10 protein-coding genes are annotated in these 12,668 nt (G+C 66.8%); 6 read left to right on the top strand and 4 right to left on the bottom strand.

Going from position 1 to position 12,668, the window contains the following annotated elements; all coding sequences use genetic code 11:
- Nucleotides 1-17: 17 nt before the first annotated feature.
- From ACQY4Y_RS18405 to ACQY4Y_RS18390, 4 genes are all read right to left on the bottom strand, one after another.
- On the bottom strand, nucleotides 18-1,244 hold the full coding sequence (locus ACQY4Y_RS18405) for a molybdopterin-dependent oxidoreductase (protein WP_428492037.1): 1,227 nt from the start codon (nucleotides 1,242-1,244) through the stop codon (nucleotides 18-20).
- 162 nt (nucleotides 1,245-1,406) lie between these two features.
- The gene (locus ACQY4Y_RS18400; RefSeq protein ID WP_428492036.1) at nucleotides 1,407-1,871 is read right to left on the bottom strand and encodes a CreA family protein; all 465 of its coding nucleotides are present in this window, start codon (nucleotides 1,869-1,871) and stop codon (nucleotides 1,407-1,409) included.
- The gene (locus ACQY4Y_RS18395; protein WP_428492035.1) at nucleotides 1,868-2,503 is read right to left on the bottom strand and encodes a CoA pyrophosphatase; all 636 of its coding nucleotides are present in this window, start codon (nucleotides 2,501-2,503) and stop codon (nucleotides 1,868-1,870) included. Before ACQY4Y_RS18395 ends, ACQY4Y_RS18400 begins: the two co-directional genes overlap by 4 nt.
- Entirely contained in the window at nucleotides 2,500-3,129 is a 630-nt protein-coding gene (locus ACQY4Y_RS18390; RefSeq protein ID WP_428492034.1) for a DUF1285 domain-containing protein, read from the bottom strand. The genes ACQY4Y_RS18395 and ACQY4Y_RS18390 overlap by 4 nt, the downstream gene beginning before the upstream one ends.
- Before the next feature lie 131 nt (nucleotides 3,130-3,260).
- Here ACQY4Y_RS18390 and ACQY4Y_RS18385 point away from each other — a divergent pair, with 131 nt between their 5' ends.
- The 6 genes from ACQY4Y_RS18385 (at nucleotide 3,261) to ACQY4Y_RS18360 (ending at nucleotide 12,661) form a co-directional block, all read left to right on the top strand.
- Nucleotides 3,261-4,289: an AAA family ATPase gene (locus ACQY4Y_RS18385; RefSeq protein WP_428492033.1), complete on the top strand. Its 1,029-nt coding sequence runs from the start codon at nucleotides 3,261-3,263 to the stop codon at nucleotides 4,287-4,289.
- A gap of 4 nt (nucleotides 4,290-4,293) precedes the next feature.
- Nucleotides 4,294-5,220, top strand: coding sequence for a DUF58 domain-containing protein (locus ACQY4Y_RS18380; RefSeq protein WP_428492032.1), 927 nt, complete (start codon nucleotides 4,294-4,296; stop codon nucleotides 5,218-5,220).
- A gap of 34 nt (nucleotides 5,221-5,254) precedes the next feature.
- A complete protein-coding gene (locus ACQY4Y_RS18375; RefSeq protein WP_428492031.1) occupies nucleotides 5,255-7,966 on the top strand; it encodes a DUF4159 domain-containing protein in 2,712 nt (903 codons plus the stop codon).
- Nucleotides 7,966-10,107, top strand: a complete 2,142-nt coding sequence (locus tag ACQY4Y_RS18370) for a hypothetical protein (protein WP_428492030.1) — start codon at nucleotides 7,966-7,968, stop codon at nucleotides 10,105-10,107. Before ACQY4Y_RS18375 ends, ACQY4Y_RS18370 begins: the two co-directional genes overlap by 1 nt.
- Before the next feature lie 463 nt (nucleotides 10,108-10,570).
- Nucleotides 10,571-12,205 carry a long-chain-fatty-acid--CoA ligase gene (locus ACQY4Y_RS18365; protein ID WP_428492029.1) on the top strand — a complete coding sequence of 545 codons (1,635 nt, stop codon included), beginning with the start codon at nucleotides 10,571-10,573 and terminating at the stop codon, nucleotides 12,203-12,205.
- A 45-nt stretch (nucleotides 12,206-12,250) separates the two neighbouring features.
- Nucleotides 12,251-12,661, top strand: coding sequence for a MerR family transcriptional regulator (locus tag ACQY4Y_RS18360; protein WP_428492028.1), 411 nt, complete (start codon nucleotides 12,251-12,253; stop codon nucleotides 12,659-12,661).
- Nucleotides 12,662-12,668 lie beyond the last annotated feature (7 nt).

The following is a 12,668-nucleotide window of genomic DNA, read 5'->3' as shown; positions in this document are numbered from 1 at the left end:
TGCAAGCCTCCTGGCGGTCAGGCAACGGTGATGCGGGCGGTCTCGATAACGTTTCGCATGAAACCAGCCGGGTTCCAATTCGGTTTGGCTGGTTGCTCGACCTTGTCGGTATTGGTGCAGCGCAGTTTCAGCAACAGCGAACCGGATGCCGGCGCGGCAATATCGGCGTTCCACTGGCGGAAGGCGTAGATACCGTAATCAGGTCCCAGTGTGGTTTGCTGCCAACTGTGGCCGTCATCGAGCGAGAGATCAACGCGCGCCACGCCGCGATCGCCGCCGAACGCGATGCCGCGGACCGGCACCCTGTCGCCGGGCTTGACGGTAGTTGCGTCTGTTATGTTGGTGAAGAACGACCGCGGCAGCATCCGGTTGATCGGAACGGTCTTGAAACCAGTCGTTCCCGGTGCGACGTCGGCGCCCGGCGTGTCGGGGATGCGGTATGCCGTCGCCATCCAGAAATTGTCATCCGGCGCTGCCAGAACCTCAATATCATTGAGCATCTTGACCCAGTAGGTCGAATACCATCCCGGAACGACCAGGCGGAGCGGGAAGCCGTTGAGCAGCGGCAACTGCTGATGGTTCATCTGATAGGCGAGCATGACCTCACCGTCACGCGCATGATCGATGCTGAGCGATTTCATGAAATCGGGCGCTGCTTCGACGACGGGCTGGTCCAGTCCGTTGAAGCGAACCGCGACCGCGCTGGACTTGACCCCGGCCCGGTCCAGCACGTCGCGCAGCCGGACCCCGGTCCATCTGGCATTGCCCATGGCGCCATTGCCCCACTCACCGCCGGCTACCCTCGGTTGGAAGAAGCCACGCGAATTGCCCGAGCACTGGTTGACCGCGGCGATCTCGAAGCGCGGCAGGGCCAGCAGGTCGGCCATCGACAGCGACAACGGCGCGTTGACGTGGCCGCGCACTGTAAGCTTGAACGCTGCGACATCGACCTGTTCGGGGATTGCCGCCCAGTGCCAGCGGACGAAGAACTGGTCGTTGGGCGTGAACAGGTCACGATCGAATACCTGGAACGGGGTCTCCAGCAACGGCGGGCGGGTGCGCTGCAGCACCATCTCGGCTTTTTGCGGGAAGGCGGTGGTGAGGTCGCGCTGATCCGATCCGCCGGGCAAGTCGAGATTAATGGACTTGTCGGCCAAAGCCGGCCTGGCGCCGATCGAGGCGGTCAGGATACCGGCGCCGCCGAGAAAGCGCCGCCTGGCCAGCGTGGTTGGCTGGAACTTCACCATGGTCTTCCCCCTAGCGCGACCTCGGTCCCGGTGTCGCGCAACATTTTGCAGACGGACGCAATAGCAAGACTGGGTTGGGGCAGGACAAGCGAGCGAGCGATCGGATGGTCGGCATGATCGCAGTCGGAGGCTTGCCGACCCTCAAACTCGGGACACTGGCTAGTGCACCTCGGTCGGCACCACGCTGATGCTGTTGAACGGCGAGCCGTTGATCAGCTTTGTACTGACGACTGTATACACGAGGACGTGCTTTTCGCGATCCAGCGAACGGTGGATCTGGAAGGTCTTGAAGAACAGCGACGCCTTGGAGAAACCGATCACCTCGGTGCGCGGCAGCGAATCCGGCAGCGTAATCGGACCGACCGCTCGGCAGGCGATCGAGAACCGGCTGGGGTCCTGGGCGAAGCCCAGGCCGCCCTTGATGCCGCCGGTCTCGGCGCGTGACAGATAGCATGACACGCCGCTGACGCGCGGATCGTCGTAGCGCTCGACGATGATCTTGTCGTCCGGTCCGAGCCAGCGGAAGCTGGTGTTGATGGAATCGATGCGGGTCTGGGCGAACGCCGAAGCGGACGAAACGGCGAGCCCAACCGAGACGGCAGCCAAATAGAGAAAACGGATCAAGTCACCCCCTGATGCAGCCGCGTGCGTTCGCGCAGCCGCTGTGCCAATTGTAGCAGAATCGCCGCGGTGGCGCCCCAGATGAAATGCTCCGGATGCGGCCACACCCAATACTCGCGCCAGATGCCGCCGACGTGCTGGCGCTGTCGCCTGGGCGAAGCGGGGTCCAGCACCACATGCATCGGCAGCTCGAAGATCGCGTCCACCTCGTGCGGCGACAATTGATAGGTCAATGCGGGGGGCACCACCGCCAACACCGGGGTGATGCGATAACCGGTGCCGGTCACATGATCAGTCAGCCGCCCGAGCACTTCGACCGAACCGGCATCGAGGCCGATCTCTTCGCGCGCCTCGCGTAGCGCGGCGGCCTCGGGTCCGTTGTCCTCGGGGTCGATGCGGCCGCCGGGGAAGCTGATCTGTCCGGGATGACGGGTCAGGTGGGAGGTACGCTTGGTCAGCAGGACCGATGGCTGTTCCCCCAGCACGACCCCCACCAGCACGGCGGCTGGCACCGGCGGACGCTCCAGGTCGTTGGCCACCTCGTCACCGAGGATCGGATCGGCGACCTGGGGCTGGGCGACCTGGGGCTGGGCGACGATCTCGGTCAGCCGTAGCCGCAATTCGTCCGGCGTCACGCCTCGCCGGGCGGCAACTCGCCCAGGGAAAAGAATTTGCCGCGGCTCCAGACGCCCAGCATACGGCGGCTGCCGACCCATTCGGGAACCCCGAGGGCGACCAGCTCGTAATACGTCGCGCGGTTGATGCGCGCCTCGACCGCGAGGTGCTGGGCAGCGCCGGGACGCAGCAATATATAGGGAGTGGGCTCGCAGGTGATCAAATCGTGGGAGACCCGGATCGGGTGGTCAGGTCCCGCTGTCACCATCTCATCGATGTTGGTGCGAAAGGACAGCACCTGATGGCGACCATCGCCGGTCCAATCGAGTTCGACCGCGACGAACGGCGCATCCTCGACCTGGATGCGGCCGCGTTCGGCTGGGGTCTGCAGCCACCAACCGCCATCCTCCTCGCGGCGCAGCACGCTGGCGAACAGGCAGACGAGTTCCTTGCGGTTGATCGGCGTGCCCCGGTACAGCCAAGTGCCGTCGCGCTTGATCAGGAACGGCAGATCGCCGCACTCGGTCACATGACGCGTGGGCTTGGCGCGGCGGAGGCGATCGGAACAGGCGGCAAGGGCCAGGTCCGCCGCGGACCCGACCAGCTTCGCGGAGGCAAGATCGATGGGCGCGCTGGTCTGGTTCACCTAACTTGCCTCCTTGAGAAGCAACGCTTCCTTACAAGAGCGCGATATAGGGATCATCCCCCCGCCGGGGAAAGGGTCTATATGGTTCGAACGAGTTAAACGCGGAGAGTAACATCCTTATGTCGGGCGGTATGGCTGACTCGCCACAGGCGAACGCGAACCGGGCTGGTCCCATCAGCACCGATCCGAACGCAGTGCTGGCGGCGGCGGAAGCGCTGGGCGCGCAGATCGTTCAGGTGCGCGGCGCGATCGGGCGGATGATTTTCGGCCAGGACGAGGTCATCGATCAATCCTTGATCACTTTGTTGTCGGGCGGCCACGTGCTGCTGGTTGGCGTGCCAGGACTGGGCAAGAGCCGGCTGGTTGAGACGCTGGGCGTGGTACTTGGCATGGCGACCAAGCGGATCCAGTTCACACCGGACTTGATGCCGGCCGATATCGTCGGCAGCGAGGTGCTCGACGAGACCGACGGCCGGCGTGCCTTCCGCTTCGTTCCCGGGCCGGTCTTCTGCCAGTTGCTGATGGCCGACGAGATCAACCGGGCCAGCCCGCGCACGCAGTCCGCACTGCTGCAGGCGATGCAGGAGCAGCGCGTGGCCGTCAGCGGCGTGGAGCACGCCCTGCCCCGCCCGTTCCACGTGCTGGCGACGCAAAACCCGATCGAGCAGGAAGGCACCTATCCGCTGCCCGAGGCGCAACTGGATCGGTTCCTGCTGGAGGTCAACGTGAGCTATCCCGACATCGGCGCTGAACGCACCATGCTGCTGGCTACAACCGGGGCGCAGGATGCCAAGCCGCTGCAGGCGATGAGTGCAGATGATCTGGCCATGGCCCAGGCCTTGGTGCGCCGGTTGCCGGTCGGGGAAAAGGTGGTGGACGCGATTCTGGCGCTGGTGCGCGGCTGTCGGCCGGAAACCACCAGCGACGAGATCGTGCGGCGTCACGTCGCCTGGGGACCGGGTCCGCGCGCGGCCCAGGCGCTGATGCTGGCGTCGCGCGCCCGAGCCCTGCTTGGCGGGCGGTTGGCGCCCAGCATCGACGACATTGTCGCCCTGGCTCGTCCGGTGCTGCGCCATCGCATGGCGCTGAGCTTCTCGGCGCGTGCCGATGGGGTCATGCTGCCCGAGGTGATCGAGCGGTTGGTGGGAAAGATCGGGTAACGCGATGGTCAAGGATGCCCTGGCCGCCGAGGCGTTGGGAGCGCGGCTGCCGGCGCTGCTGATCGCGGCGGATCGGGTTGCCTCGACCGTGGCCCAGGGTGTGCACGGCCGACGCCGTGTCGGTCAGGGCGACAGTTTCTGGCAGTTTCGCAGGTTCGTCTCGGGCGACCCATTGGCGCGGATCGACTGGCGGCAATCGGCGAAATCCGGGCGCGGCGCGCCGGACGGCTGGTTCATCCGCGAAACCGAATGGGAGGCGGCGCAGACCGTTTGCCTGTGGCGCGACTCGTCGTCGTCGATGCGCTGGCGATCGCGCCAGGTGGCGGTGGAAAAACGCGACCGGGCAAATCTGCTGTTGCTTTCGCTGGCGTCCTTGCTGCTTCGTGGCGGCGAGAGGGTGATGATGCTGCAACAAGGTGCCCGTTCGGTGACCAGCCGGACCGGCCTCGACCGATTGGCGGCGGAACTGGACAGTGTGAACAGCGGAGCCGGGGTGAACAGCGGAGCCGGGGTGAACAGCGGAGCCGGAGTGAACAGCGAAGCCGGGCTGCCGCCCGATATACGATTGCCGCGTCATGGAACGGTGGTGCTGTTCAGCGACTTTCTGTCGCCGCTGGATGAAATACGCGCCCTGATCGGACGCTTTGCCGCGGTCCCGGTGACCGGATATCTGCTGCAGATCCTGGATCCGGCGGAAACCGCGCTGCCGTACCAAGGGCGGATCCGCTTCCGTGGCCTGGAACACGATGGCGACGCGCTGATCCCGCGCGTCGAATCGGTGCGCGATGCGTATGCTGAACGGTTGCGTGCGCAACAGGACGGGGTGGCCTCGATAAGCGCCAGGGCCGGCTTCGGCTTTGGCGTGCATCGTACCGACCAGCCGCCCGAGATGGCGTTGCTGACGCTTTACCAGGCACTGGCGGCGCGATGAGGCTTGACCCGGGCGCGAGCAGGGGCGGCGGCGAATGATCTTCGTCGCGCCTTGGGTCCTGGTCGGGTTGCTGGCGTTGCCGTTACTGTGGTGGCTGCTGCGGGTGACCCCCCCTGCCCCACGCTCCGAGGTGTTTCCCGCCGTGCGTTTCCTGTTGGGGCTGAATGCCACCGAGGAAACCCCGGCGCGCACGCCGTGGTGGTTGCTGGCGCTGCGATTGGTGGCGGCTGGACTGGTGATCGTGGCCCTAGCGCGTCCGGTGATCGATGCCGGTTCGGCGCTGGCGGGGCGCGGTCCGGTGCTGCTGGTGATCGACAACGGTTGGGCCTCGGCGGACGACTGGCTGCGGCGCAAGGAGGCCGCCGGCGCACTGCTAGACCGGGCCGAACGCGCCGGGCGCAAGGCGGCGCTGCTGACCACAGCGCAGGACGGCAGCGGCGCCGCGATCGCGGTTTCGGCAAGCATGCCGGTGACCGAATTGCGCGCCCGCCTGGCCGCGTTGCAGCCGCAGCCCTGGCCGTCCGACCGCGCCGCCGCGGTAAACGCGATCGGCGCCTGGCGCGGCGGCGCTGGGGGGTCGGTGATCCGCGATCACGCCGGGGGTTCGGTGATCTATGTACCGGACGGGCTGACCGACGGCGCCGACTTCGACCGCTTCGCAGCGGCGTTGCGCGGTGTCGGACCGGTGACCGAAATCTGCTGCGATACCGCATCGGCGCCGCTGTTGCTGGCGCCGACCAGCGAGGCCGACCGGCTGGTGGCGCATCTGGCGCAGGTGCCGCGCGCTGCGCCGACGCAAGTAGGCGTGCTGGCGCAAACCGGCGACGGGCGGACCCTGGCGCGGACCGAGATCAGCATTCCCGCCGGCGCCTCGGTGGGTTCGGGGCCGATCACGTTGCCGCCTGAAGTGCGCAACCGGCTGACCCGGCTGGTGCTGGAGGGCCCGCCCAGCGCGGGGTCCGTGGTGCTGCTGGACGAACGCTGGCGGCGGCGGCCGGTGGGATTGCTGTCGGGCGATCTGGCCGCCGCGGACACGCCGTTCACCGGGTCGCTCTACTTCTTGAAGCGCGCGCTGGAGCCGTTCACCGAGCTGCGCGAGGGCAGCGCGACGTTGCTGAAGCGGGATATCTCGGTGCTGGTGCTCGCTGACAAACCATTGCCGGCGGGCCCGGAGCGGGAGGCGCTGGAGGCGTGGGTGCGCAAGGGCGGTCTGCTGATCCGCTTCGCCGGGCCGCGCACCGCTGAGGCGGCGACCAATGACGCCGATACGCTGCTGCCGGTGAAGCTGCTGGCCGGCGACCGGCAATTGGGCGGTGCGATGTCGTGGAGCCAGCCGGCCGGGCTGGCACCGTTCCCGGCACGGTCTCCGTTCGCTGGGCTGGCGGTGGGCGATGATGTCAAGGTGACGCGTCAGGTGCTTGCCGAACCCAGTGCCGATCTGGCCGGGCGCACCTGGGCGGCGCTGCAGGATGGCACGCCGCTGGTGACCGAGATGCCGCTCGGCGCCGGGCGGGTCGTGCTGTTTCACGTCACCGCCAATGCCGACTGGTCGAACCTGCCGCTGTCGGGGGTTTTCGTCGACATGCTGCGCCGGTTGGTGGAGCTGTCGGTGGGCGTCGCCGGCACGCCGGGTAGCGCCACGTTGGCACCGGCCGAGACGCTGGACGGGTTCGGGCTGTTGTCGCAGCCGCCACCGGCCGCGACTGGGCTGCGAGCCGACAAGTTCGCCGCGACCGCGGTGTCGCCTCGGCATCCGCCGGGCCTCTATGGACCAGAAAATGGGCGGCAGGTGCTGAACCTGGCAAACCGCATCGCGGCGCCTGAAGCGGCCCCGCCGATTTCCGGCGCCACGCTGGAAACGGTAAGGGGTTCGGCGCGCGAGCGTGCGCTGGGACCGCCGATGCTGGCCTTGGCGATCCTGCTGTTGTGCGTCGACATGCTGATCTCGCTGGGCTTGCGCGGGTTGCTGCGGGCTCGGGTATCGGCCACGGCGGCGGCGCTGCTGTTGCTGCTGGCGCCGGCCGCGCACGCGCTGGACAGCAGCCCCAACCCGGCGATCGACACCAGGCTGGGCTATATCGTGTCGGGTGACACGCAAGTGGACAGCATCGCCAAGGCCGGGCTGGAAGGGCTGTCGGAATATGTCAACGCGCGCACCGCCGCGACGCTTTACGAACCCGACGCGGTGCAGCCGGGCAAAACGGATCTGAGTCTTTACCCGCTGCTGTACTGGCCGATCGTCGCGGACGAGGCGGACTTGACCAGCGCCCAGGCAACGGCGCTGAACGACTACATGAGCCGTGGCGGGATCATCCTGATCGATACACGCGATTCCGGTTCGGGTGCCGGCTTCGCGCCCGGCACCGAGGACGCCCTGAAGCGCATCGCCCGTAGCTTGATCATTCCTCCACTCGCGCCGTTGACCGAGGAGCACGTGCTGTCGCGGGCGTTCTATCTGCTGTCGGATTTTCCCGGCCGTTTCACTGGAGACACGGTCTGGGTGCAGCGCGACCAGGATCGCACCAATGACAGCGTCAGCCCGGTGATCATCGGCGGCAACGATTGGGCGGCCGCGTGGGCGATGAATCCCGACGGCAGCAGCCCGTACGCTGTGATCCCCGGCGGCCAGCGGCAGCGCATCCTGGCCTATCGATTCGGCGTCAATATGGTGATGTACGCGCTGACCGGGAACTACAAGGGCGATCAGGTGCACGTGCCGGCAATCCTGCAGCGACTGGGCCAGTGATGCGCCCGGAACAGGTCATCGCCGCAATCCGCTTCGATCCGCTGCTTCCAGTCTGGCTGCTGTTTGCATTGGGCTTGCTGTCGCTGGCGGTGGTGGGGTTGGGGCTCTGGCGGCGCGGTCGGGGCACGCTGTTTCGGCTGGCAGCCTTCGCGGTGCTGCTGCTGTGGCTGGCGGGCCCCAGGTTGGTGCAGGAGACCCGGCAATCGCTGCGCGATATCGGCCTGCTGGTGGTGGATCAGTCGGCCTCGATGGGGGTCGGCGACAGAGCGCATCTGGCCGAGGTTGCGCGTCAGTCGATCGAGGCGCAGGCGGCGCATCTGTCCGATCTGGAACTGCGCACCGTCACGGTGCCGGAGTCCGGCGATGCCGGCACTCAATTGTTCGCCGCGGTGAACCGGGCGCTGGCAGATATTCCGCGATCGCGGCTGGCCGGCACGATCGCGATCACCGATGGGCAGGTGCACGACCTGCCGAAGACCGCGCCTGGCGGCGCGCCGCTCAATCTGTTGCTGACCGGGCGGGGTGAGGAGACCGACCGGCGGCTGCGGGTGATCGAGGCGCCGGGCTACGGCATCGTCGGCAAATCGGTCACCTTGCGGGTGGCGATCGACGACCTGGGGGTCAGCAGCCACACCGACACCGCGACCTTGACGGTGCGCCGCGACGGGCAGTTGTTCCGCACCGAAAGCGTTCCGGTCGGCACCGAACAGCGGATCGAGGTGCCGATTACCCGGGCCGGGCCGACAGTGATCGAGATGGCTGCCAGTCCGCTGGCCGGCGAGGTGTCGCAGTTGAACAACCGCGCCGTCGTCGAGATCAACGGGGTGCGCGACCGGCTGCGGGTGCTACTGATTTCGGGCGAGCCGCACCAGGGCGAGCGGACCTGGCGGCGGCTTCTGAAAGCCGACCCATCGGTCGATCTGGTGCATTTTACCATTCTGCGACCGCCGGAAAAGGATGATCGCACGCCGCTGAACGAACTGGCGCTAATCGCTTTTCCGGTGCGCGAGCTGTTCGTCGACAAGATCGGCGAATTCGACCTGATCATCCTTGACCGGTTTCAGAACCGGGGGCTGCTGCCGCTGCCGTATCTGGCCAACATCGCCAACCACGTGCGCCAGGGCGGCGCGCTGCTGATGAGTGTCGGGCCGGAATTCGCCGGCGCCACCAGCCTCGCGTCAACGCCGCTTGGATCGGTGCTGCCCGGCGGCCCGGCTCGGACCGATGCGGTGGTTGACGGGCGGTTCCGGCCCTGGGTGACAGCGCTGGGCCAGCGCCATCCGGTAACCGAGGGTCTGCGGGGCGCCAATCCGCCGCTCACCGGTCCGTCCGGCACCAATCCGCCCGGCCCCGACGAGAAGCCGCCGACCTGGGGACCGTGGTATCGCCGGATCGAGCCTGGCCCGATCAGCGGTGAGGTGCTGTTGCGCACGCGCGACGGACAGCCTCTGCTGGCGCTGGACCATGTCGGGCTGGGGCGGACCGCGCTGTTGTTGTCGGACCAGATCTGGCTGTGGTCGCGCGGCCATGACGGCGGAGGCCCACAGGCCGAACTGTTGCGGCGGATCGCGCACTGGCTGATGAAGGAGCCCGATCTGGAGGAGAACGCGCTGACCGCCAGGGTGGTGGACGGGCGATTGCGGATCGAGAACCGATCGACCGATCCTGGGGCGCCAGGCGAGGTCGTTGTCACCGACCCGGATGGCAAGAAGGAGACCTTGAAGCTGCACGAGGATTCGCCGGGCCGCGCAACGGCGGCCAGAGCGGCGACGGTTCCGGGTGTCTGGCAGGTAACGCAGGGAAGCGGGCCCGGGGCGAGGACAGCCTATGCCGCGGCTGGCGCGGCCAATCCGCCGGAGTTGGCCGATCTGCGGGCAACGGCGACAGTAGCCGGACCGTTGGCCAGGGCTTCAGGCGGCGGTGTGCATTGGCTGGCAGGGGGGACAACGGGGGTCGAAGTGCCGGAACTACGGCGCACCGAGGATGACCGGTCAGCCTCGGGCAGTTCCTGGATCGGCTTGCAGCGGCGCCACGATCATCTGGTGACCGGCGTCGCGGCGCTGGAGTTGCTGCCGGGCTGGCTGTCGCTGCCGGTAATGCTCGGGCTGATGGTATTGGGCTGGCGGCGGGAGGGACGATAGGTCCGGGGTGCTGCGCCTAAAGACTCGAACGGATCTTGGCGTTCAGTCTTGGTGTCGGTTCACGACCGACGATGGTGCTTGGCCGGCTGGCTGCGGACCAGCTTCCCATCAGCGGCGGCATTGCCGGGACGTTTGCCGTCGCTGCCGATCGTCCGCTGTGAAAGACCTTGTCGATGGACCGAAAAGGTCTGCCCGATGGCGGAGGTGGCGCCACGCGCTATCGTCGGAACTGAAACCGAGGCCGTGTCGGACTGACCGGCCGGCACGGACCGCGGATTGGGTTGCAATTCGATGACGGCACAGGCAATCTGCCCATGCCGTTTACGTCAAGTAAGAAACCGATAGGTCAACGGGGCTACCGCAAATGACCGTCGCAGAGAGGGAAACAGCGGATGCCGAACGCCGTCATGTCTGTTGGATTCCGCGCGGCGCCGCGGCGCCTCGCTGATCCCTTGGCGACGACATGATGGATACGGTGCCGCCCGCCCCGCTGCACGCACTGACGGTTCCCGCCCTGCTGGATCGGGCGGCGGCGGCGTTTGCCGACCGCCCGGCAATGTCGTTCCAAGGGCGGCAGTGGAGCTATGCGCAACTCGCCGCCCTGGTTGATGGGGCTACCGCCGGGCTGCAGCAACTCGGGTTGCGCCAAGGCGACCGCATCGGTCTGTGCCTGCCGAACACGCCGTACTTCGTGATCTTCTACTACGCGGCGCTGAAGGCCGGATTGGTCGTGGTCAACTACAACCCGCTCTACGTCGCCAGGGAATTGCGGCAGCAGATCGAGGATTCCAATACCGCCACGATGGTGGTGCCCGACCTCGCCGCGATCCACGACAAGGTCGTCGCGATCGAAAGCCTGACCCGGATCATCGTCTGCCCGTTCGCCGCCGCGCTGCCCAGGGCCAAGCGGATGGCGTTTTCGCTGCTGAAGCGCGGCATGCTGGCCAGACCGGCCTACGGCGAACGAGTGGTGGCGTATTCGCGGGTCGTGGTTGACGGCGCCGTGTCGCAACCGGTGGCGATCGATCCAGACGACATCGCGGTGCTGCAATACACCGGCGGCACCACCGGGCGGCCCAAGGGCGCCGTGCTGACGCACGCCAATCTGTCGATCAACGCGCAGCAGACCACGCACCACATGCCCAGCATGCGTCCGGGCCAGGAAAAGATGATGGGCGTGCTGCCGTTCTTCCACGTGTTCGCGATGACCTCGGTGCTGAATGGCGGCATCAGCATGGGCTGTGAACTGATCCTGCATCCGCGCTTCGAGATCGGTGCGATGATGACGTCCCTGGTGCGCGACCGGCCGACCATCATGCATGCGGTTCCGACAATCTATAACGCGATCGCCACCGCGGCGGAGCGGAACCGGGTCGACATCTCCTGCCTGCGGGTCTGCGTGTCAGGTGGCGCACCGCTGCCGGCGGAGGTGCGGGAACGATTCGAGAGACTGACCGGCTGTCGGGTCATCGAGGGCTACGGACTGACCGAAGCCTCGCCGGCGGTAACGTCTAATCCGCCGGACGGCATCATCCGCGCGGATTCGGTTGGCATCGTGCTGCAGGACACCGCGGTGGAAATCCGCGCGCTGGACGACATCAACCGGATCCTGCCGCGCGGCGAACGCGGTGAGATCTGCGTGCGCGGCCCGCAGGTGATGCAGGGCTACCTGAACCGCCCGGAAGAGACCGCTGCCAGCTTCATCGACGGCGCGCTGCGCACCGGAGATGTCGGCTACCTGGATGCCGACGGTTATCTATTTGTCACAGACCGGATCAAGGACCTGATCATCTGCAGCGGCTACAACGTCTATCCCCGGGTCATCGAGGACGCGCTGTATGAGCATCCGGCGGTGGCCGAGGCGATCGTGATTGCTATCCCGGATGCCTATCGCGGACACGCGCCGATGGCATTTGTGACGCTGCGAGCCGGCGATGTGCGTTCCGGCGATGAACTGCGCGACTTCCTGCGCGATAAGCTGTCGGCGATCGAGATGCCGGTGTGGGTCGAGATCAGAAGCAGCCTGCCGAAGACCGTGATCGGTAAGTTGTCGCGCAAGGAACTGATCGCAGAGGTCGCGGCGGCCAAGCCGGTTTGACGTCAGTCAGTTGACGTATAGGTCAGTCGAACTTATAGCCCGACGATGGCTCAGCCGCGACTCTTTACAGTGACCGAATTGGCCAACGAGCTTGGCATGACCGCCCGTGCGGTCCGCTTCTATGAGGACAAAGGCCTGATCAGTCCGCGGCGGGCCGGAACCACGCGGGTCTATTCGGGCCGCGACCGCGCCCGCATGATCCTGATCCTGCGCGGCAAGCGGCTGGGCTTTTCGTTGAGCACGATCAAGGAATATCTCGATCTGTACGACGCCGACATCACCCAGCACGCCCAGCTTCGGCTGCTGCTGACCGCGGTCGCCAGCCGGCGTGACCAACTCGTGGCGCAGCGGCAGGCGATCGATGACGCACTGTCCGAACTGGTCGATATTAGCGCGCAGGCGGAAGCGGCTTTGAGTTCACCGGCTGCTCGCGGCAGGCGGGCCGCCGGCGGCTAAAGCAGAG

This window comes from Rhodopila sp. (genome assembly GCF_965277165.1).
Classification (GTDB): domain Bacteria; phylum Pseudomonadota; class Alphaproteobacteria; order Acetobacterales; family Acetobacteraceae; genus Rhodopila.
This window is presented reverse-complemented; position numbering and strand designations above follow the sequence as displayed.